This window comes from Enterobacter chengduensis (assembly GCF_001984825.2).
Lineage (GTDB): Bacteria > Pseudomonadota > Gammaproteobacteria > Enterobacterales > Enterobacteriaceae > Enterobacter > Enterobacter chengduensis.
In genome coordinates this window covers 3862863-3882840 of record NZ_CP043318.1, presented here as the reverse complement: position 1 = coordinate 3882840, position 19978 = coordinate 3862863, and the positions used below count along the sequence as shown (strand labels likewise).

At 54.1% G+C, this 19978-nt stretch carries 23 protein-coding genes and 1 other RNA gene; 11 read left to right on the top strand and 13 right to left on the bottom strand.

The features are described from left to right. Nucleotides 1-2: 2 nt before the first annotated feature. A protein-coding gene (locus FY206_RS18750) for an IS3-like element ISSen4 family transposase (RefSeq protein ID WP_149067766.1) occupies nt 3-1123 on the bottom strand; the annotation gives its coding sequence in 2 pieces (ribosomal slippage) (nt 3-865 and nt 865-1123; 1122 coding nt in all). A gap of 12 nt (nt 1124-1135) precedes the next feature. Between FY206_RS18750 and FY206_RS18745 the strand changes: the two genes are divergently transcribed. Further along, on the top strand, nt 1136-1798 hold the full coding sequence (locus tag FY206_RS18745; protein ID WP_207708326.1) for a hypothetical protein: 663 nt from the start codon (nt 1136-1138) through the stop codon (nt 1796-1798). A 173-nt stretch (nt 1799-1971) separates the two neighbouring features. On the opposite strand, the gene FY206_RS18740 is transcribed toward FY206_RS18745, so the two are convergent. The 4 genes from FY206_RS18740 to smpB all read right to left on the bottom strand — a co-directional run bounded on the left by FY206_RS18740 (nt 1972) and on the right by smpB (nt 4967). Beyond that, nucleotides 1972-2616 (bottom strand): hypothetical protein, encoded by a 645-nt coding sequence (locus tag FY206_RS18740; protein ID WP_045890639.1) that lies wholly within the window; start codon nt 2614-2616, stop codon nt 1972-1974. 1 nt (nt 2617) lies between these two features. Further along, a complete protein-coding gene (locus tag FY206_RS18730; protein WP_045890640.1) occupies nt 2618-3865 on the bottom strand; it encodes an integrase domain-containing protein in 1248 nt (415 codons plus the stop codon). Between the two features lie 166 nt (nt 3866-4031). Further along, nucleotides 4032-4395, bottom strand: a transfer-messenger RNA (tmRNA) gene (ssrA, locus tag FY206_RS18720). 89 nt (nt 4396-4484) lie between these two features. Continuing rightward, nucleotides 4485-4967 carry an SsrA-binding protein SmpB gene (gene smpB / locus FY206_RS18715; RefSeq protein WP_008502505.1) on the bottom strand — a complete coding sequence of 161 codons (483 nt, stop codon included), beginning with the start codon at nt 4965-4967 and terminating at the stop codon, nt 4485-4487. Between the two features lie 156 nt (nt 4968-5123). Between smpB and FY206_RS18710 the strand changes: the two genes are divergently transcribed. Then, nucleotides 5124-5561 carry a type II toxin-antitoxin system RatA family toxin gene (locus tag FY206_RS18710; protein WP_195757742.1) on the top strand — a complete coding sequence of 146 codons (438 nt, stop codon included), beginning with the start codon at nt 5124-5126 and terminating at the stop codon, nt 5559-5561. Beyond that, a complete protein-coding gene (locus FY206_RS18705) occupies nt 5551-5838 on the top strand; it encodes an RnfH family protein (RefSeq protein WP_032642871.1) in 288 nt (95 codons plus the stop codon). Before FY206_RS18710 ends, FY206_RS18705 begins: the two co-directional genes overlap by 11 nt. A gap of 104 nt (nt 5839-5942) precedes the next feature. On the opposite strand, the gene bamE is transcribed toward FY206_RS18705, so the two are convergent. From bamE to nadK, 3 genes are all read right to left on the bottom strand, one after another. Further along, complete coding sequence (gene bamE / locus FY206_RS18700) at nt 5943-6281, bottom strand: outer membrane protein assembly factor BamE (RefSeq protein WP_008502502.1); 339 nt, start codon at nt 6279-6281, stop codon at nt 5943-5945. Nucleotides 6282-6419: 138 nt separating this feature from the next. After that, nucleotides 6420-8081 carry a DNA repair protein RecN gene (gene recN, locus FY206_RS18690; RefSeq protein WP_032642869.1) on the bottom strand — a complete coding sequence of 554 codons (1662 nt, stop codon included), beginning with the start codon at nt 8079-8081 and terminating at the stop codon, nt 6420-6422. 85 nt (nt 8082-8166) lie between these two features. Beyond that, the gene (gene nadK / locus FY206_RS18685; protein ID WP_008502500.1) at nt 8167-9045 is read right to left on the bottom strand and encodes an NAD(+) kinase; all 879 of its coding nucleotides are present in this window, start codon (nt 9043-9045) and stop codon (nt 8167-8169) included. A gap of 122 nt (nt 9046-9167) precedes the next feature. Between nadK and grpE the strand changes: the two genes are divergently transcribed. Then, nucleotides 9168-9761: a nucleotide exchange factor GrpE gene (gene grpE, locus FY206_RS18680; RefSeq protein WP_032642866.1), complete on the top strand. Its 594-nt coding sequence runs from the start codon at nt 9168-9170 to the stop codon at nt 9759-9761. Between the two features lie 51 nt (nt 9762-9812). On the opposite strand, the gene FY206_RS18675 is transcribed toward grpE, so the two are convergent. Both FY206_RS18675 and FY206_RS18670 read right to left on the bottom strand, forming a co-directional pair. Continuing rightward, nucleotides 9813-11099, bottom strand: a complete 1287-nt coding sequence (locus tag FY206_RS18675; protein ID WP_032642864.1) for an HlyC/CorC family transporter — start codon at nt 11097-11099, stop codon at nt 9813-9815. An 18-nt stretch (nt 11100-11117) separates the two neighbouring features. Continuing rightward, the gene (locus FY206_RS18670) at nt 11118-11909 is read right to left on the bottom strand and encodes a cytochrome C assembly family protein (RefSeq protein WP_014884879.1); all 792 of its coding nucleotides are present in this window, start codon (nt 11907-11909) and stop codon (nt 11118-11120) included. A 166-nt stretch (nt 11910-12075) separates the two neighbouring features. On the opposite strand from FY206_RS18670, the gene ffh reads away from it, so the two are divergent. From ffh to FY206_RS18635, 7 genes are all read left to right on the top strand, one after another. Beyond that, nucleotides 12076-13437, top strand: coding sequence for a signal recognition particle protein (gene ffh / locus FY206_RS18665; RefSeq protein WP_032642862.1), 1362 nt, complete (start codon nt 12076-12078; stop codon nt 13435-13437). 249 nt (nt 13438-13686) lie between these two features. Then, entirely contained in the window at nt 13687-13935 is a 249-nt protein-coding gene (gene rpsP / locus FY206_RS18660; protein ID WP_032642860.1) for a 30S ribosomal protein S16, read from the top strand. Between the two features lie 15 nt (nt 13936-13950). Further along, nucleotides 13951-14490, top strand: coding sequence for a ribosome maturation factor RimM (rimM, locus tag FY206_RS18655; protein WP_029741020.1), 540 nt, complete (start codon nt 13951-13953; stop codon nt 14488-14490). Between the two features lie 31 nt (nt 14491-14521). Next, nucleotides 14522-15289: a tRNA (guanosine(37)-N1)-methyltransferase TrmD gene (gene trmD, locus FY206_RS18650; RefSeq protein ID WP_032642858.1), complete on the top strand. Its 768-nt coding sequence runs from the start codon at nt 14522-14524 to the stop codon at nt 15287-15289. Nucleotides 15290-15332: 43 nt separating this feature from the next. Then, entirely contained in the window at nt 15333-15680 is a 348-nt protein-coding gene (gene rplS, locus FY206_RS18645) for a 50S ribosomal protein L19 (protein WP_002914145.1), read from the top strand. A 132-nt stretch (nt 15681-15812) separates the two neighbouring features. After that, nucleotides 15813-16220 carry a DUF2946 domain-containing protein gene (locus FY206_RS18640; protein WP_032642856.1) on the top strand — a complete coding sequence of 136 codons (408 nt, stop codon included), beginning with the start codon at nt 15813-15815 and terminating at the stop codon, nt 16218-16220. 36 nt (nt 16221-16256) lie between these two features. Beyond that, the gene (locus FY206_RS18635) at nt 16257-17627 is read left to right on the top strand and encodes a PepSY-associated TM helix domain-containing protein (RefSeq protein WP_032642853.1); all 1371 of its coding nucleotides are present in this window, start codon (nt 16257-16259) and stop codon (nt 17625-17627) included. A 2-nt stretch (nt 17628-17629) separates the two neighbouring features. Here FY206_RS18635 and FY206_RS18630 read toward each other — a convergent pair whose 3' ends face one another. The 3 genes from FY206_RS18630 to yfiR are packed head-to-tail and all read right to left on the bottom strand — an operon-like array spanning nt 17630 to nt 19892. Further along, complete coding sequence (locus FY206_RS18630) at nt 17630-18115, bottom strand: OmpA family protein (protein ID WP_032642851.1); 486 nt, start codon at nt 18113-18115, stop codon at nt 17630-17632. 12 nt (nt 18116-18127) lie between these two features. Further along, nucleotides 18128-19348 carry a diguanylate cyclase DgcN/YfiN gene (gene dgcN / locus FY206_RS18625; protein ID WP_032642849.1) on the bottom strand — a complete coding sequence of 407 codons (1221 nt, stop codon included), beginning with the start codon at nt 19346-19348 and terminating at the stop codon, nt 18128-18130. Further along, entirely contained in the window at nt 19341-19892 is a 552-nt protein-coding gene (gene yfiR / locus FY206_RS18620) for a regulatory sequestration protein YfiR (protein ID WP_196239801.1), read from the bottom strand. Before yfiR ends, dgcN begins: the two co-directional genes overlap by 8 nt. Nucleotides 19893-19978: the final 86 nt, after the last annotated feature.

Below are 19978 nucleotides of genomic sequence, written 5' to 3'. Positions count from 1 at the left end.
ACTCAGTTAGTAACGTCGGAATCTTCATTCTCAGAATGACCCTTTCTCCAGCCCGCTGCAAATTCAGACGGTGTCTGATAATTCAGCGTGGAGTGCGGGCGGCATTCGTTATAATCCTGCCGCCAGTCATTAATAATTTTCCTGGCATGAACGATATCGCTGAACCAGTGCTCATTCAAACATTCATCGCGAAATCGTCCGTTAAAGCTCTCAATAAATCCGTTCTGCGTTGGCTTGCCCGGCTGGATTAAGCGCAACTCAACACCATGCTCAAAGGCCCATTGATCCAGTGCACGGCAAGTGAACTCCGGCCCCTGGTCAGTTCTTATCGTCGCCGGATAGCCTCGAAACAGTGCAATGCTGTCCAGAATACGCGTGACCTGAACGCCTGAAATCCCAAAGGCAACAGTGACCGTCAGGCATTCCTTTGTGAAATCATCGACGCAGGTAAGACACTTGATCCTGCGACCGGTGGAAAGTGCGTCCATGACGAAATCCATCGACCAGGTCAGATTGGGCGCCGCCGGACGGAGCAGCGGCAGACGTTCTGTTGCCAGCCCTTTACGACGTCTTCTGCGTTTTACGCCCAGGCCACTGAGGTGATAAAGCCGGTACACGCGCTTATGATTAACATGAAGCCCTTCACGGCGCAGCAACTGCCAAATACGACGGTAGCCAAAACGCCTGCGCTCCAGTGCCAGCTCAGTGATGCGCCCTGATAAATGCGCATCAGCAGCCGGACGGTGAGCCTCATAGCGGCAGGTCGACAGGGATAAACCTGTAAGCCTGCAGGCACGACGTTGCGACAGACCGGTCGCATCACACATCAACATCACGGCTTCCCGCTTCTGGTCTGTCGTCAGTACTTTCGCCCAAGAGCCACCTGAAGCGCCTCTTTATCCAGCATGGCTTCGGCAAGCAGCTTCTTGAGTCTGGTGTTCTCTTCCTCAAGCGACTTCAGGCGCTTAACTTCAGGCACCTCCATACCGCCATACTTCTTACGCCAGGTGTAAAACGTGGCATCGGAAATGGCATGCTTGCGGCAGAGTTCACGGGCGGGTACCCCAGCTTCGGCTTCGCGGAGAATAATGATGATCTGTTCGTCGGAAAAACGCTTCTTCATGGGGATGTCCTCATGTGGCTTATGAAGACATTACTAACATCGGGGTGTACTAATCAACGGGGAGCAGGTCATCAGGTGTATGCGCCAGAGGATGCTTCCAATAATATTTTAACTACCGTCAAAAAAATAAGAAATGACTTCAAGGGATTGTTAAATTATTGGCATGATGTATGCCCTATTAAGAAATTCTACTTTGTCTTAAATGACAAGTATAAGGGGGCTTTACCACAGTTACATAGAGAAATAATGGCATTGCAAATTGATTTTAACTTGGTAGATGCCGGTGTTTTAGTGGCAAAAGACCTTGAGTTCGATCTCTTCAACTTGCGGGATGATATGATCCTTTCGATTGTTGGACACATTCCACATATTAATAATGAAGAATATATGTTTGTATCCGGCTTTACTTGCTTTATCTCTGCTTGGATTAATTTCGAAAGGACCGCAAGAGCAAAGGTTTTATCAATTAAACCAAGCGGCCGGACTCTTATCGTTAGAGAGTTAATGAAAACTTTAATGGATTTTAAAATAATATCTGAGTTGGACTTTAATTTTATTATGGATATTTCTAAAAAAAGGAATCCTCTTGTGCATGGAGATTCTATGGTAATTCCTAAGAAAACAGATATTGATCATTTAATCATCATTACTGAGAAAATACAGGGTTCAAGCTAGTACTGACAGGAGGGGGCCTGAATTAGGTTAATATTGATAATATGACAATTACTTTCTACTATTCTTTCCGCTGATTAAGATAAGTCGCTGTAGGATTTTCTACTTACTTTGGCACGAAGAGGAGCTTTCAGCGCTTAATCGGCTAGTTACATGGCGGACATACAAGTATCTACTTACGTTTTCTTCCCTCGCCCCATCCCCAACACCTCATAAAACGTTCCTCTCCCAAGCCCGTCTGACGGCAATTCCCGCTCCTGAGCCAGAGCCTTCAGCTTTCGAAGTATCCGATCCGAAGCCGGTTTATCAGACGTACCATAACGCCCATCAGTCTCCTCTACCAAAAGCTGAACCAGTAGCCAGCAGAGTCGGGCAGTATTCTCCCGCGCTTTGTCGCGCTTATACATTCCACGCTGGGAAGGTTGTGCGGAAGCAGTGAGATCCGGCAGCGCATCGTCGCCGAGCGTCTTCAGCCACTTGCGACCACGGCTGTTACGCGACAGTTTCATCACCGCCTTCAGGCTGCGGGCCTTAATTTCTGGCGGCGTCAGCTCATCATCAATAAGTCGCCAGGCCAAGGCAAACATCTCATCGGCATAGAACATGCGTTTGTTCGCCGGGGCGCTGACCATGCCCGTTGCTTTGATGGTGCGACTGATGGCGTCGTGCAGGATACGGTAATTTTCCTGATGTTCTTCCGGCAGGGCGTTTGCCGGTTGGGAAGCATCGAGGCCGAGAAGCAGGAGGGCAAGATGCCGCGCTTCCAGCAGCGGCATATCGCATTCCCGTTCAAACAGATTCTGACGAATGGGACTGGTCACATTATTCTCCTTCTACGATCCGCAGCGGTTCTTCTTCGCCGAGCAATGCCTGCCGTCTGGCAGCATCAACGTAGTTTCCCCACCACTGCATCAGCGGTCGCCTTTGTTCCAGATAGTCGCTGCGGTTGTAGGCCGCTTCGATCTCGTCTTCTTTTTGGTGTGCCAGCGCAGATTCCAGAACTTCACGGGGAAAATGACCTGCTCCTGCCGTTCTGGCGATGCTGCGCATGCCGTGGGCGACCAGTTCACCACCGAACCCCATACGGATAAGCGCGGCGTTCGCGGTCTGCTGGTGCATATGTTCCAGCGGTTTACGGATGCTGGGAAACACCCACGGGCGATGGCGACTGACGGGCTCCATGAGCTGAAGAACGCGCAGCGCCTGTTTGCTGAGCGGCACCGTGTGCGAACGGTTCATCTTCATAAAGGTGTCAGGGATACGCCATTCCGCTTTTTTCATATCGATGTCGCACCAGCGGGCGCTAACGGCTTCGCCGGGGCGAACCCAGGTCAGTAGCTCCCATTCGATAAGGCAGCGGGTTTCCTTGCGGATAGAGGCGTTCTGTAGCGCCAGCATTAGCCTGCCCAGTTCGCTGGGGTGAAGGGCGGGCATGTTCTGCTTTTTCGGTTTCTTGAAGCGGGCGACCAGGTTGTCAGCTGGATTGAACTCGATGAGCTCTTCGGAAATGGCAAAACGGAAGATTTCATTGAGCCGTGAGATAACTCGCCGCAGTGTTTCGAGGATGCCCTGTTCTTCCAGCGGTGTAAGGTGTTCCTTGAGCATCTTCGGGCGGATCTCGGTGACGGGCGTACTGCCCAGAGAAGGGAAGACGTGCATCTCCAGCGAGCGCCAGACATCTTTGGCGTGATCTTCGCTAAGATCGCTGGTCCGTTTTTTCTCTTTGAGCCACTGTTCCGCAACTTTTTCCAGCGTGCATTCATTCTGGAGTCGTTTTTCTTCGGCTATTCCTGCTAAGTGTTGACGGGGATCGATGCCCTGATAGAGCAGTCGTCTGTATTTCGTGCGAGTTTCGCGGGCCATCGCCAATGTAACGACCGGGTAAGGGCCAAGGCTGGTTTTGGTGCGCTTTTTGGTGACGGGATGATAATACTCGAAATGCCAGGCCTTCCTCCCTGAAGTCTTAACCAGCAAGTACAGGCCTTCACCGTCCCGTAGCTCATAGTCCGTGCTACGGGGCTTCGCGCCAGCGATCTCCACATTTGTTAAGGGTTTCAGTTGCTTAGGCATGTTTTAGCACCACGCTTTTTTAGCCCCACGATACCGTGGTGCTAAACATGGTGCCAAAAGCTCAAGATTCATACAGAGATCATGACCACACATGCAACAAAAAAGCCTGCAACTCGTTGAAGTTACAGGCTTTTTTAAGGTTCATGATGCATCATGAATGAATGTTTGGTGGAGCTGGCGGGAGTTGAACCCGCGTCCGAAATTTCTACATCCTCGGTACTACATGCTTAGTTTGTCTTTACATTCGCACGCCAGCTGCGGACAGACACGCCACTAACGAACTAGCCTGATTAGTTTTAACGCTTCAACCCCAGGCAGGGCTTCCACGCGATCTCTTTTGGGTTTGACCTCTCTTTGATCCCCGTCTTAAGAGCGGAAGCTAGGGAGAGAGGGCTCAGAGCAGGTTATTAAGCTGCTAAAGCGTAGTTTTCGTCGTTTGCGACTATTTTTTTGCGGCTTTTAACGAGGCAAACCGCCCCTCGGCATGCACCTTGGGTTTCGCAAATCCCGTCGAATCCAGAATCAGCCCCAATAGTGTTGAACTGAGTATACCAGATTTCACTTCCTGGATACCAGCCCGGAACGCTAACTTATTGAATAGTACAATAAGTGTGCAGAATCAACGTCCTGCGTTTTTCATGATGCGCGCTTTATCAAGCTGCCACTCGCGCTCTTTCAGGTCAGTACGTTTGTCGTGCTGTTTTTTACCCTTCGCGACGCCAACCTTCACTTTGCACCAGGCGTTTTTCCAGTACAGCGACAGGGCGACGACGGTGAAACCTTCACGGTTAATGCGCCCGTAGAGGGATTCCAGCTCACGCTTGTTAAGCAGCAGTTTACGCGTGCGCGTTGGGTCACACACGTAGTGCGACGAGGCGACGGTCAGCGGCGTAAAGTTTGCGCCGAAAAGGAAGGCTTCGCCATCTTTCAGGATCACGTAGCTATCGCCGATGTTGGCTTTCCCAGCGCGCAGCGATTTTACTTCCCAGCCCTGCAACGCAAGGCCAGCTTCGAATTCTTCTTCAATGAAATACTCGTGGCGAGCACGCTTGTTGAGCGCAATGGTCGCCGAGCCTGGTTTATGTGCTTTTTTCTTCGTCATAAGTGTCGTAAAGCCGTAGGTAATCTGATTTCAAAAAGTCACCTCATTGCGTCCCGTGAGGTCTAACGCGCTATCTTAGCACGAGATGAGGCTTAGCGTTTTTTTAACAGGTGATAAATGTTATTATTTGTCCGTTGTGTGACCATGGAAAATGCTATGCCTCAGATTAGCCGTACTGCGCTTGTGCCTTACAGCGCGGAACAGATGTATCAGTTAGTGAACGACGTTCAGTCTTATCCGGAGTTTATTCCGGGGTGTACCGGGAGCCGCGTTCTGGAGTCCGGCCCGACGCAGATGACCGCGGCGGTGGATGTCTCCAAAGCGGGGATCAGCAAGACGTTCACCACCCGCAATACGCTGACCAGCAATCAGAGTATTTTGATGCATCTGGTGGATGGTCCGTTTAAAAGCCTGATCGGGGGCTGGAAGTTTACGCCGCTGAGCGCAGACGCCTGCCGCATAGAGTTCCAGCTGGATTTTGAGTTTACCAACAAGCTGATTGAACTGGCGTTTGGCCGCATCTTTAAAGAGCTGGCTTCGAATATGGTTCAGGCGTTCACCACTCGCGCCAAAGAGGTTTACAGTGTCGCATAAGATTGCTGTAGAAGTGGTGTACGCGCTGCCGGAGAAGCAGTATCTGCAGCGCGTGACGCTGGAAGAGGGGGCGACAGTTGAGGCGGCTATCCACGCTTCCGGCATCCTTGAGCTTCGCAGCGATATCGATCTGGCGAAAAATAAGGTCGGTATTTACAGCCGTCCGGTGAAGCTGGGTGACGTGCTGAAAGAGGGCGATCGGGTGGAGATTTATCGTCCCCTGATTGCCGACCCAAAAGAGCTGCGTCGCCAGCGTGCGGAGAAATCGGCTAAGTAGCGCTTTCTTCCCCTCATCCTGATCCTCTCCCAAAAGAGACTAGGGGATCAACACAAAACAAAAAAGGTGCTCATTGAGCACCTTTTTGCATTTCTGACGCCGGATTATTTGGTCAGGGCAGGCTTGTTGTCGATGTTGGTCAACACACCGGCGCTGCTGAAGGTCAGCGTCAGGGTCTGCTGGGTCGCATCTTCATGGCCCGGCTTTTGACGGAATACATAGAACCAGGTGTTAGTGCCGAACGGATCGGACATCATCGGGGTTCCCAGTGCATAAGCGACCTGCTGTTGTGTCATACCCACGCGGATTTTGGACACATCGTTAGGGGTAAGGTAGTTCCCCTGGTTGATGTCAGGACGGTAAACCACTTTCTCCAGAGTGGAACAGCCTGCGGTCAACATCAGAAGAACCGCTGCGGCAGCGGTCAGCATTTTACAACGCATAGTGATTTGATTCCTTTTCGGGCCCGAGCAGAACGCGGCTCATATGTAATATGCCGATGATAATAGACCTTGCCCCACTTTGAAACCGGTCTGGCGGCGTTTTTGTTGTTCTCTATGACCCTGAGATCCCGAAAAAGTTTATGCCGCCAGCAGTTCTTTCGCGTTCGCGAGCGTGTTACGCGTGACTTCGCTGCCGCCGAGCAGGCGTGCCAGCTCCTGCAGACGCGCACGTTTATCCAGCGGCTTCATGTGCGTTTCGGTCATTTCGCCGTCGGTTTCTTTGCTGACGATAAAGTGATGATGACCACAGCCCGCGACCTGCGGCAGGTGGGTGACACACATCACCTGCGTGGATTCACCTAGCTGGCGCAGCAGTTTACCCACCACCGCCGCCGTAGGACCGCTGATACCAACGTCCACTTCATCGAAGATTAGCGCCGGGGTGTCCATTTTACGCGCGGTGATCACCTGAATCGCCAGCGCAATACGCGACAGCTCACCGCCGGAGGCCACTTTGGAGATCGCCTGCAGCGGCTGTCCCGGGTTGGTGGTAACGCGGAACTCGATGCGATCCGCGCCTTCCGCCGTCAGGTGGTTCTCTTCAAAGCGAACGTCAATGGTGAAGACGCCGTGCGGCATCGCCAGCGTGTGCATGCTGTCGGTAATGTGCTGGCTGAGCTCCTGAGCGTAATGCTGACGGATTTCATGAAGCTTTTGGGCTGTTGCCAGCGCCTGTTCATGGTGCAGGTTCACCGCCAGAGAGAGGGTTTCCTGTGAGTCAGCCTGATCGTCAAGCTGCTGCTGTTCTTCCAGCAGAGCCTGATAGTAGCCCGGCAGCTCTTCTGGCGTGACGTGGTGCTTGCGCGCCAGCGAGATCTGACGGGAAATGCGCTGTTCCAGCTCAAACAGACGGTTCGGGTCGAGATCCAGTCGTTCACAGTAGTGGCGCAGCTCGTCACCGGCTTCGGAGATCTGGATCGCCGCTTCTTCCAGCATATCCAGGACGCCAGAAAGCTTGCTGTCCATACCGACCAGTTCGGTAATCAGCTGACGGACGTTATACAGCTGGCTCTGCAGGTTTACGTCTTCGCCATCCGCCAGCAGGTTGAGCGCATTCTTACTGGTTGAGAGCAGTTGGCCGCTGTTCGCCAGGCGCTTGTACTCTTCATCGATTTGCTCAAATTCACCGGGCTGCGGGTTGAATTCGTTCAGCTCTTTAAGCTGGTACGCCAGCAGCTCCGCACGGGCGGCGCGCTCCTGGCTTTGCTGCTGGTGCTGGGCCAGCTCGCGGCAGCTCTGATGCCACTGGCGATAGTGCTCCGCCATAAGCTGAGTAAGCGCGTACTCACCCGCATAGCCATCCAGCAGCGCTTTCTGCTGTTCGGGTTTGACGAGCTGCTGATGGGCGTGCTGGCCGTGGATCTGGATAAGCAGCTGGCCGAGTTCACGAAGCTGGGAGAGCGGAACCGCCGTGCCGTTGATAAAGCCGCGTGAGCGACCGTCGCTGCTGATGACGCGGCGAAGTAAACACTCACGTCCATCTTCAAGCTGGTTCTGTTCCAGCCAGCGCTGGGCGGCAGGGGTGTCCTTCAGGGAGAAGCGGGCGCACAGGTCGGCGCGGTTTGCGCCCATGCGCACCATGTCGCCCTCAGCGCGGCCGCCAAGGCACAAGCCGAGGGCATCAATGGCAATGGATTTACCTGCACCGGTTTCGCCGGTGATCGCCGTCATGCCGCTGTGGAAATCGATCTCAAGCTCACGAACAATGGCAAAGTTGCTGATGGTCAGTTGTGCCAGCATAATTGTTTTCCTGTATGAAAAACCATGACTGTGTTTTCATACAGTATAAACTGGTTTTTTATACAGTAAAGACCTGGATGCAAAATCAGAACAATTTTTTTGACCAGCCAAGCTTCGAGCTTAATGTGTTGAAATAGCTGTAATCTTTCGGGTGAATCAAATTCAGGTGATAATCACACCGACGAATCAGGACATCTTCACCTTCCTGAATCGGCAGCGCTATCTGGCTGTCGCAGCTGATCTCCAGGTCGTTACGCCGGTGCGAGAAGCGCAGACGGATCGTGCTGTCGCCGTTGATGACCAGCGGGCGGGCGGAGAGCGTGTGCGGGAACATCGGCACCAGGGTAATGGCATCCAAAGAGGGCGTCAGGATCGGGCCGCCGGCAGAAAGCGAGTAGGCGGTTGAGCCGGTGGGGGTGGAGATAATCAGGCCGTCAGAACGCTGGGAGAAGGCAAAGATTTCGTCAATATAGACTTCAAACTCAATCATATGCGCCACTTTACCGGGGTGAAGGACGACCTCGTTAATGGCGGTGCTGATGCGTTTCTGACAGTCCTGCTGGCACACCTGCGCTTCCAGCAAGAAGCGTTTTTCGCTGATATAGTGGCCTTCCAGCACGTCCGCCAGCTGCTGCTGCGCATTGTCCGGGTCGAGGTCGGTTAAAAAACCGAGATTGCCGCGGTTGATGCCGATGACCTTGATGTCATAGCGCGCCAGCGTGCGGGCCGCGCCGAGCATGTTGCCGTCGCCGCCCACCACCACGGCGAGATCGGCCTGTTGGCCAATTTCCGCCAGCGTGCCGGTTTTGACGCTTTTCAGCTGCAGCTCCTGCGCAATCTGCTGCTCGACCATCACTTCATAGCCTTTGCTACACAACCAGCGATACAACATTTCATGTGTCGTTAGTGCGGTAGGGTGACGCGGATGCCCGACGATCCCAATACACCTGAAATGATTATTCATTTTCTGGAGGTCCTTGTGCCTGATGAATGATGACAATCTGTCTTGTTCCCTTGAATCCCGGAAACTGATCCCCATAATAAGCGAAGTTAGCGAGATGAATGCAGAAAAACGCGGAGAAATTCATGAGTAGTAAAGAACAGAAAACGCCTGAGGGGCAAGCCCCTGAAGAAATTATCACGGAACAGCACGATGAAGTTGAGGCTGTAGAGCCAGACGCATCTGCTGAGCAGGTGGACCCGCGCGATGAAAAAATTGCGAATCTGGAAGCCCAGCTGGTAGAAGCACAGAATCGCGAACGCGATGGTGTTTTGCGCATCAAGGCGGAAATGGAAAACCTGCGTCGTCGTACCGAGCAGGACGTTGAGAAGGCGCATAAATTTGCGCTGGAGAAATTCGTCAACGAACTGCTGCCGGTCATCGACAGCCTCGATCGCGCGCTGGAAGTGGCTGACAAAGCAAATCCGGACAATGCGGCGATGATCGAAGGTATCGAACTGACGCTGAAATCCATGCTCGACGTGGTGCGCAAGTTTGGCGTGGAAGTGATTGCCGATACCAACGTTCCGCTGGATCCAAACGTTCATCAGGCGATTGCTATGGTTGAATCTGAAGAGATTGAAGCCGGTAAGGTGCTGGGCGTGATGCAGAAAGGTTACACCCTGAACGGCCGTACCATTCGCGCAGCGATGGTGACCGTGGCGAAAGCGAAAGCGTAATTTGCCACCTGTAGCGCCGGGTGGCGGCGTTCGCCTTACCCGGCCTACATTTTATTCGGCAATACTTTCCCGAAGCGGCGTGACGGGCAGAACCTTCACCTGCTTAATCATATTGTCCTGCACGTCCAGGATATCAATGTCGTACTGCTCAATGCGCACCCGCGTGCCCGCAGCCGGGATCTCTTCCAGCGCTTCCAGAATCATCCCGTTAATGGTCCGGGCCTCGTCTTCCGGCAAATGCCAGTTAAAGGCTTTGTTGAGTTCACGAATGTTCGCGCTACCGTCAATCAGCACCGAGCCGTCGTTTTGCGGAGTAACCTCTTCCGCGAGGGAAGGCGACATTGACGTGGTAAAGTCCCCGACGATCTCTTCCAGAATATCTTCGACCGTCACCAGCCCCTGAATATCGCCGTACTCGTTGACCACCAGGCCGACCTTTTTCTTGTTGCGCTGGAATTTAACCAGCTGCGTGCTGAGCGGCGTTCCTTCCGGCACGTAGTAAATCTCGTCGGCGGCGCGCAGCATGACCTCTTTGGTGAACTCTTTTTTCTCGGTCATCAGGCGGTAGGCTTCGCGCACGCGCAGCATGCTGATGGCGTCGTCCAGCGAGTCGCGATAAAGCACAATACGCCCATGCGGGGAGTGCGTTAGCTGGCGGACGATGGCTTTCCAGTCATCATTGATGTCGATGCCGACGATTTCGTTACGCGGCACCATGATGTCGTTCACGCTCACCTTTTCCAGATCCAGCACCGACAGGAGCATGTCCTGATTGCGACGGGAGATCTGCGAGCGGGATTCATGCACGATGGTGCGTAACTCCTCTTTGCTGAGCGCGCTGCTGATGGTGACGTCTGCTTTGATCCCCACCATCCGCATCAGGACGCGCGTCACCATGTTCAGCAGCCACACCAGCGGCATCATCAGGATCTGCAGCGGTGCCAGCAGGAAGCTGCTCGGGTAGGCGACTTTTTCAGGGTAAAGCGCGGCGATGGTTTTCGGCAGCACTTCGGCAAACACCAGCACCACGAACGTCAGCACGCCGGTGGCAATCGCCACCCCGGCGTTACCGTACAGACGCATCCCGACGATGGTGCCGAGGGCGGAGGCCAGAATATTGACGAGGTTGTTGCCGATGAGCACCAGGCTTATCAGGCGATCCGGCTTGCGGAGCAGTTTTTCAACGCGACGGGCGGCACGGTTACCCTGCTTAGCGCGATGCCGTAACCGGTAGCGGTTTAAGGTCATCATGCCGGTTTCCGAGCCGGAGAAATAGGCGGAGATGACCACCATGACGATCAGCGTAACGATCAGCGTGGTGGTAGAGATGTGTTCCAGGGGGAACTCCTTTGTTTCTTAGCCAGCAAATTGCTGTATGAAGCGGCTGCCAAAATAGGCAAGGGTCAGAATGCCCGCACCCGCGACGTTGAACCAGACCACGCGACGTCCGCGCCAGCCTTCATGGTAATGGCCCCATAACAGGACAATATAGACAAACCACGCGATGATGGAGAGCACCGCTTTGTCGATATTCTCCACGCTGAACAGGTTCTTCATGTAAAACAGACCCGTGCAGAGCGTCAGCGTGAGCAGCACTACCCCCACCTGAGTGATGTGGAACATCTTACGCTCAATGACCATCAGCGGCGGCATCTCGTGGTTAAACGCCAGCTTTTTGTTTTTGAGCTGGTAGTCAATCCAGGCGAGCTGCATGGCGTAAAGCGCGGCGATGATGAGCGTCGCGTAGGCAAAGAGCGACAGGCCGATATGCACCAGCATCCCTGGCGTTGCCTCCAGATGCGTAATGAACTCATTAGGCATAAAGGTGGCTAAAGCCAGATTGATCAGCGCAAAGGTGTAGACAATCGGCAGCAGCAGCCAGCCGCGATTTTTAGACGCGACGATGGTCATCACCGTGCAGATCATCAGGCTGACCAGCGAACCGACGTTGAGGACGCTCAGGTTTTGCACGCTGCCGTCGCCGGGGATGATGCGTGATTCCAGCGCAAAGGCGTGGCTAATCAGAGCGATCACCGCGGAAAGAATAGCCATGCGCCGCCAGCCGCTGTTTTTTTGCAGCAGTCCGGGAACGATCAGCGCGAGGCTGACAGAGTAGGCAACAAGGGCGATCAGTGCGAAAACAGGCATATAGGCATCGACAGTTGTCTTAATAAGAAAGAGAAGCAGTATAACGTTACGTGACGCCTGCTCCAACCGTTGCATAACAACAAAGGCGCCTTCATGTTATACTCCGGCAAAATTCTGTGTATGTGTCGCCCATGGCGGCCCAACGTTTCTACTCAGGCGAGAGACAATGTTTGATAATTTAACCGATCGTTTGTCGCGCACGCTGCGCAACATCAGCGGCCGCGGGCGCCTTACTGAAGAGAACATCAAGGAAACGCTGCGCGAAGTGCGCATGGCGCTGCTGGAAGCAGACGTCGCGTTGCCGGTTGTTCGTGATTTTATCAACCGCGTAAAAGAGAAGGCGGTTGGTCATGAAGTTAACAAGAGCCTGACCCCGGGTCAGGAGTTCGTCAAAATCGTTCGCCAGGAGCTGGTTTCAGCGATGGGCGAAGAGAACCAGGTGCTTAACCTGGCGGCTCAGCCCCCGGCCGTGGTGCTGATGGCGGGCCTGCAGGGTGCGGGTAAAACGACCAGCGTCGGCAAGCTGGGTAAATTCCTGCGCGAAAAGCACAAGAAGAAAGTGCTGGTGGTTTCTGCGGACGTCTATCGCCCGGCGGCGATCAAGCAGCTGGAAACCCTGGCTGAGCAGGTCGGCGTGGATTTCTTCCCGTCCGACGTGGCGCAGAAGCCTGTCGACATCGTTAACGCGGCGCTGAAAGAGGCGAAGCTGAAGTTCTACGACGTGCTGCTGGTGGATACCGCCGGTCGTCTGCACGTTGACGAAGCGATGATGGACGAGATCAAGCAGGTGCATGCCTCTATCAACCCGGTAGAGACCCTGTTCGTTGTCGACGCCATGACCGGTCAGGATGCGGCGAATACCGCGAAAGCGTTTAACGAAGCGCTGCCGTTAACCGGCGTGGTACTGACCAAGGTGGACGGCGACGCCCGCGGCGGTGCGGCCCTCTCGATTCGTCACATCACCGGTAAGCCGATCAAATTCCTCGGCGTGGGCGAGAAAACCGAAGCGCTGGAGCCGTTCCACCCGGACCGTATTGCCTCCCGTATTCTCGGCATGGGCGACGTGCTGTCGCTGATCGAAGATATCGAGAGCAAGGTTGACCGCGCGCAGGCTGAAAAACTCGCCAGCAAGCTGAAAAAAGGTGACGGTTTCGATCTCACCGACTTCCTTGAGCAGCTGCGTCAGATGAAAAACATGGGCGGCATGGCCAGCCTGATGGGCAAACTGCCGGGCATGGGCCAGATCCCTGACAACGTGAAAGCGCAGATGGATGACAAGGTGCTGGTGCGTATGGAAGCGATCATCAACTCAATGACGCTGAAAGAGCGCGCTAACCCGGACATCATCAAAGGTTCCCGTAAACGCCGTATCGCAGCCGGTTGCGGCATGCAGGTGCAGGACGTTAACCGCCTTCTGAAACAGTTCGACGACATGCAGCGCATGATGAAGAAAATGAAGAAAGGCGGCATGGCGAAGATGATGCGCGGGATGAAAGGGATGATGCCTCCCGGTTTTCCAGGGCGTTAATCGGCCTGGCTTGTTTGCCATTTTGACGCCGGGGAGTGCTCGAAATGCTCACGTACTACGTGTCCGCTCCGCTTTCTGCGCGCTCGCCGACGCCAAACTGGCTGCACCGCCGACGGCCTTTTACAGCAGACTTATCAACTGCTGATTGCATTTCCCCCAAAAATCAGTAAAATTTTCGGGCTTTTAATATGACACCCGGGCTCCGTTCCTCGATGGGGCCCGGTTGTTTTATTCACACAAGAGGATGTTATGGTAACTATTCGTTTAGCTCGTCACGGCGCTAAAAAGCGTCCGTTCTACCAGGTTGTTGTAACCGACAGCCGTAATGCACGCAACGGTCGCTTCATCGAGCGCGTTGGTTTCTTCAACCCACTGGCCGCTGGCGCAGAAGAAGAAACTCGTCTGGATCTGGATCGTATCGCTCACTGGGTTGGCCAGGGCGCGACTGTTTCCGATCGCGTTGCTACGCTGATCAAAGCAGTAAACAAAGCAGCTTAATCTGTCACGGTGGTCATGATGAGCAATAAAGCACCTGTTGAACCGATCGTATTGGGAAAAATGGGTTCTTGCTACGGTATCCGTGGTTGGCTCAGAGTGTTTTCCTCCACTGAAGACGCTGATAGCATTTTTGATTACCAGCCCTGGTTTATCCAGAAAGGCGGTAAGTGGGAAGAGGTCGAGCTGGAAAGCTGGCGTCACCACAATCAGGACATCATCATCAAGCTGAAAGGCGTTGACGATCGTGATGCCGCGAATGCGCTGACTAATTGTGAAATTGTCGTGGATTCGTCGCAGTTGCCACAGCTGGAAGAGGGCGACTACTACTGGAAAGACCTTATGGGTTGCCAGGTAGTCACTACCGAAGGCTACAGCCTGGGGAAAGTCATCGATATGATGGAAACCGGGTCAAATGACGTTCTCGTCATTAAGGCAAACCTGAAAGATGCATTTGGCATCAAGGAGCGGCTGGTCCCGTTCCTCGATGGACAGGTTATCAAGAAAGTCGATCTCACTACTCAAACCATTGAAGTAGATTGGGATCCTGGTTTTTAAATTCTCCGGATAAACGGTAAAAGACGGCGCTATGTGGATTGGCATAATTAGCCTGTTTCCTGAAATGTTCCGCGCGATTACCGATTACGGGGTAACTGGCCGGGCAGTAAAGAATGGCCTGCTGAGCATCCAGAGCTGGAGTCCTCGTGACTTCACGCATGACCGGCACCGTACCGTGGACGATCGTCCTTACGGCGGCGGACCGGGGATGTTGATGATGGTGCAACCCTTACGGGACGCCATTCACACAGCAAAAGCCGCGGCAGGTGAAGGCGCAAAGGTGATTTATCTGTCACCTCAGGGACGCAAGCTTGATCAAGCGGGCGTGAGCGAACTGGCGACGAATCAAAAGCTGATTCTGGTCTGTGGTCGCTACGAAGGGATAGATGAGCGCGTAATTCAAACCGAGATTGACGAAGAATGGTCTATCGGCGATTACGTACTCAGCGGTGGTGAGTTACCGGCAATGACGCTGATTGACTCCGTCTCCCGGTTCATACCGGGGGTTCTGGGCCATGAAGCTTCGGCAACGGAAGATTCCTTTGCCGACGGGTTGCTGGACTGTCCACACTATACTCGTCCTGAAGTGTTAGAAGGGATGGACGTCCCGGCGGTGTTACTGTCTGGAAACCATGCCGAGATACGTCGCTGGCGTTTGAAGCAGTCGCTGGGCCGAACCTGGCTTAGAAGACCTGAACTTCTGGAAAACCTGGCTCTGACTGAAGAGCAAGCAAAGTTGCTGGCCGAGTTCAAAACTGAACACGCGCACCAGCAGCATGAACATGATGGGAATGCGTAATACGCTCCCGAATATCAGTTTACCCAGGATAAGAGATTAAATTATGAGCAACATTATTAAGCAACTTGAACAAGAGCAGATGAAGCAGGACGTACCTTCCTTCCGTCCAGGTGACACCGTGGAAGTGAAAGTATGGGTTGTTGAAGGTTCCAAAAAACGTCTGCAGGCATTCGAGGGCGTGGTTATCGCTATTCGTAACCGCGGTCTGCACTCTGCATTCACTGTTCGTAAAATTTCCAACGGCGAAGGCGTTGAGCGTGTCTTCCAGACTCACTCTCCGGTAGTTGACAGCATTGCTGTTAAACGTCGTGGTGCTGTACGTAAAGCTAAACTGTACTACCTGCGTGAGCGTACTGGTAAGTCTGCTCGTATTAAAGAGCGTCTGAACTAAGATTCGCTTAAGCGACATCCTGTTAGAAAGGGCTGGCCGAAAGGCTGGCCCTTTTTTTATCCCATCGCACCTCTCGCATTAACCCTTTCGTTATAAATCATTTACAATGCTTGCCTCTTGAGTGGAGGGGACGTGGATAACGTACTGCATCAGCCTGACCGGAAACGCACAGCGGCATTGACCGCGCTGTTTGCGATCCTGCTGATCGTGGTGGCGCCGCTGATCTCCGTCTCGCTGCAGAAAGATCCCATGAGCACCATGCCGGGCATGCATCATGACATGAGCATGATGTCGATGGACGCGCATCATGGCGATATGCCGTCGCACACGATGCCTGTCGACCATGCGGAAGCGTGCGGCTACTGCGTGCTGTTGGCGCATGTGCCTGGCGTGATGCTGGCGCTGATTGTCCTGCTCAGCGTGGTGCTGCAGAGGCTTCGCGTTAAGTCGCCGCGTCAGGCGGTCAGCCACTGGCACTTTTTCCCCTGGCTTTATCCTGATACCCGCGCGCCGCCGCGGGAGTCTGCTTTTTCCCTGTAAAAATATCGCTAACTTACTGCCTTAAAAAGGAAAAGTATGACTACCTGCACCTCGCGCGCGGCATGGGGAAACCTGCTGCGTCGCCTTCATTTTTACGTTGGGCTGTTTGTCGGCCCGTTTATCTTCTTTGCCGCGCTGACCGGTACGCTGTATGTAGCCACCCCACAGCTGGAAAACGCGCTCTACCGGCACGCGATCCACGCTGATTCCGTGGGCGAGCCGCAGCCGCTTGCGGAACAAATTGCCGTGGCGGAGAAAACCGTTGGATCGGATCTGCGTTTGCACGCCGTGCGTCCGGGGCTGGCTGAAGGTGAAACCACCCGCGTGATGTTTGCCGATCCGGCGCTTGGGCCCTCGGAGAACCGGGCTATCTTCGTCGATCCTGTAAGCCTGGCGGTGCTGGGTGACATGACGGTATACGGCACCAGCGGGATTTTACCGCTGCGTCAGACCATTGATTATTTGCATGCCTCTCTGATGCTGGGCGACGTGGGGCGGCTCTACAGCGAACTGGCGGCTTCCTGGATGTGGGTCGCCGCGCTGGGCGGTATTGCACTGTGGTTTTATACCCGACCCAAGCGGCGGATCGACAATCGCTTCCAGAATCGTCGTCGCCTGCACGTGACGCTGGGCTGGAGCCTGCTGGGCGGGATGCTGCTGTTCTCCGCAACCGGCCTGACCTGGTCCCAGTGGGCGGGAGGGAACGTTGATAAGCTGCGGGCAGAGATGGACTGGCTCACTCCGCAGGTGAATACGACGCTATCCGGCCACCAGGAGACGGTGGATGAACATGCCGAACACCACGCTCATCACGGCGGAATGATGATGCCGGAAATGGCGATGGATTTAACGCATTTTGACGGGGTACTAAGCGCCGCCCGCAAGGCAGGGATTGACGCCAGCAGGCTGGAGATCCGCCCGGCGAAAACCGCGGATCGCGCCTGGACCGTAACGGAAATCGACCGCAGCTGGCCGACGCAGGTGGACGCCGTTGCGGTTGATCCTGCAACGCTGCAGGTTCTGGACAGAACCCGATTTGAGGATTTCCCGTTAATGGCAAAACTGACCCGCTGGGGCGTGGATTTCCATATGGGGATCTTATTCGGACTGGTGAACCAGCTGCTGCTCGTGGCGTTCGGCCTTGCCCTGTGCGTGCTCATTATCTGGGGGTATCGGATGTGGTGGATGCGTCGTCCGGCACAATCGGCAGTGAGTCCGGTACAGACGCTTTGCCAGAGCTGGCTGGCGCTCTCCGGGTGGGGAAGGGCGGTTTCGGCGATAATCAGCGTACTGCTGGGGCTGGCCCTGCCGGTCATGGGCGCGAGTCTGGCGCTGTTTGTTCTGGTGGACTGGCTGCGCTGGCGAGCGGCAACCAGGGCTACGCTCGCCGAATCATCCGCTAAATAATCCTATGGCGTGCTGATCACCACCGCGACGCGGCGGTTTTCAGCGCGCCCTTTCGGGGTACTGTTGCTCGCAACAGGGTATTTTTGACCTAATCCCCGCGTGGTGAGATTGCTGCGCGGGATATTTGCACCCTTCGCCCAGGCATCGGCCACGGCATTGGCGCGTTTTAACGACAGCGCTTCGTTGTAGCTCGCTTCGCCATAATTATCCGTGTGACCGTCCATTCGCGCGTGGTTCAGGCCGGTTTCCGCCAGACGAGAGGCCATGGATTGGATCTGCGTTTCACTTTCCGAGCGCAGTCTGGCGTCATTTTTATCAAAGAGTATGGTGTCCGACATGCCAAGCGACCAGTCACCGTTCAGTTCGTTAAATCCGTAAGACTTCATCGCCGCAATTTGCTCAGGCGTGAATTTGCCTTCCGGCGGCGACTGACAGCCTGCCAGAACCAGTGAGGCCAGTACTATCGGCGCGAAGTAACGTTTTAACATAGTGTATCCTTTCTAACTTATTGTTTTTGTACGCTGGTTTTTAACCTGGTACATGTTGCGGTCAGCCCTCTCCAGTAATGCTTCCACGGAAGCATTTTCCCACGCCAGAGCAAAGCCAATGCTGAGTGACATCGATGCTTGCTGTCCGTTATGAAGATCAAACGGACGGAGAAACTGCTGCGATAGCGCAGCACAAATATGTTGAACCTCGGGCTCGGAGTGCACGCCGTACAGCACCATGGCAAACTCGTCACCGCCAAGGCGGTAGGACTGATGCCGTTTATCGCCAAACTCCATCATCCTGCTGGCGACCTCTATCAGCACGCAGTCCCCCGCCGCGTGTCCCCAGGTGTCGTTGATAAACTTAAAGTTATCACCGTCGAGGAAGAGCAGGGCCGACTTCGTTTTGGCTGAAGGGTCGTTCATTAAGGCCGCAATGCTGTTACGAAACGCGGCGCGGTTGGCAAGACCGGTAAGCGGGTCGTGCATGGCGGTCCGCAACAGCTGGGCGTTTTTCGCCTGCAGCTTCAGCTGCCACTCTTCCATCTCATCCAGGAGGCTGTTGAAGTCTTCGCCAAACTGGTGAAATTCTTCAATGCGCCCGTCTTTCACCCGGCGAGAGAAATTGCGGTTCGTGCGTACGTCATGCACGACGTCGGTAATATTTTGCAGGGCTGTTACCATCCCATGGTGCAAAGACTGGGTAATGGCGAGCGCGACGACGGTTGCAAAGAGAATGCAGCCGGTGAGAACGGCAAACGACATCCAGATGAAATGGCCAATCAGACTGTCGCGAGCGGTAAGGCGAATTTCGCCGATCGTTGCACCGTTATGCATGATGGGCTGCGCAATCGGTACGGGGAAAAGCCAGCGGCTGACCAGCGCACCCAGCGTGTCGTTGTTGTCTTCCGGATTCCAGGACCAGTAGGCAAACCGTTTTTTATGCGCGTTGATCACCTCGGCCACGGCAAACTGGCCCTGTTTGCCCAGAGCGGCGAGCGTTTCGTTGGCCGCCAGCGAATCGTTGAACACCAGCGAGGCTTCCAGGCTGTGGCTCATTGTGGCGCCGGTTAATTCGAGATTCTTTTGCGCGTATTGTTTTAACGTCACGACGGAAGCAAAACAGAGCAACAGCCATATTAAGGTCATGGTGATAATGACGCTTATCATGCTGTTTCGCCTCAACGTTCTTTTAAACGTCGGACGTTGCGTTGAAGTGAAATCTTTATCCATGCTGCTTATTCCGTGCCAGCATTAATACATCCGGATTGACCCTTACGCCACTGCGCGTCAATGCATCCAGGTTGACGGAGAACCGTACCTGGCCGCCATCGATTATCAGGCAAAAGGCGCTACCAATTACACATTCCGGATTTTGCTCTGAGATTAATAGCAACGCTCTACCCTGATATTGACTTATTAATTCAAGTTGCTTTGCCGGTGATTCAGACCCGAAATAAATAGCATCGCACGTCGCGGCCAGTGCTTCCCGATCGTTACGTACAATAACGGGAGTATAAGGTAACTCAGTATGCCCCTCATCGCCGCTGAGCGCGTGCGTATAGTGAGAAGTGGCGTAGACGCAGAGTTTAGGCTGCCCGGAAAGCGTTGGCCAACGCGTATAGCTCACAATGCCTGAAACTATCGCGCGTACCGATTTATCCGTTTCCGTAAGCGTGCCTGCCGTCGTAGGGCTTACTATGAGGAACAGCGCTAGCACCAGAGTGAATCGGAAAAAAGAGATCAAGAATAAATTTCTCACCAGAATCCGCCACATCGCTCCGGATATAGTTGTCCTTAAGAGTTGCGGGCAGAATACCATTGTTTATCAGAGCCGTCATTATGTCAGAAATAGCCTCTGGC

Bases quoted from the DNA above. Each gene is read 5' to 3' on its own strand.
- rplS (WP_002914145.1), top strand. From the start codon at position 15,333: ATGAGCAACATTATTAAGCAACTTGAACAAGAGCAGATGAAGCAGGAC.
- trmD (WP_032642858.1), top strand. From the start codon at position 14,522: ATGTGGATTGGCATAATTAGCCTGTTTCCTGAAATGTTCCGCGCGATT.
- grpE (WP_032642866.1), top strand. From the start codon at position 9,168: ATGAGTAGTAAAGAACAGAAAACGCCTGAGGGGCAAGCCCCTGAAGAA.
- nadK (WP_008502500.1), bottom strand. From the start codon at position 9,045: ATGAATAATCATTTCAGGTGTATTGGGATCGTCGGGCATCCGCGTCAC.
- ffh (WP_032642862.1), top strand. From the start codon at position 12,076: ATGTTTGATAATTTAACCGATCGTTTGTCGCGCACGCTGCGCAACATC.
- FY206_RS18710 (WP_195757742.1), top strand. From the start codon at position 5,124: ATGCCTCAGATTAGCCGTACTGCGCTTGTGCCTTACAGCGCGGAACAG.
- FY206_RS18630 (WP_032642851.1), bottom strand. From the start codon at position 18,115: ATGTTAAAACGTTACTTCGCGCCGATAGTACTGGCCTCACTGGTTCTG.
- FY206_RS18670 (WP_014884879.1), bottom strand. From the start codon at position 11,909: ATGCCTGTTTTCGCACTGATCGCCCTTGTTGCCTACTCTGTCAGCCTC.
- yfiR (WP_196239801.1), bottom strand. From the start codon at position 19,892: ATGTGGCGGATTCTGGTGAGAAATTTATTCTTGATCTCTTTTTTCCGA.
- FY206_RS18635 (WP_032642853.1), top strand. From the start codon at position 16,257: ATGACTACCTGCACCTCGCGCGCGGCATGGGGAAACCTGCTGCGTCGC.
- rpsP (WP_032642860.1), top strand. From the start codon at position 13,687: ATGGTAACTATTCGTTTAGCTCGTCACGGCGCTAAAAAGCGTCCGTTC.
- bamE (WP_008502502.1), bottom strand. From the start codon at position 6,281: ATGCGTTGTAAAATGCTGACCGCTGCCGCAGCGGTTCTTCTGATGTTG.
- recN (WP_032642869.1), bottom strand. From the start codon at position 8,081: ATGCTGGCACAACTGACCATCAGCAACTTTGCCATTGTTCGTGAGCTT.
- FY206_RS18745 (WP_207708326.1), top strand. From the start codon at position 1,136: ATGTGGCTTATGAAGACATTACTAACATCGGGGTGTACTAATCAACGG.
- dgcN (WP_032642849.1), bottom strand. From the start codon at position 19,348: ATGGATAAAGATTTCACTTCAACGCAACGTCCGACGTTTAAAAGAACG.
- smpB (WP_008502505.1), bottom strand. From the start codon at position 4,967: ATGACGAAGAAAAAAGCACATAAACCAGGCTCGGCGACCATTGCGCTC.
- rimM (WP_029741020.1), top strand. From the start codon at position 13,951: ATGATGAGCAATAAAGCACCTGTTGAACCGATCGTATTGGGAAAAATG.
- FY206_RS18730 (WP_045890640.1), bottom strand. From the start codon at position 3,865: ATGCCTAAGCAACTGAAACCCTTAACAAATGTGGAGATCGCTGGCGCG.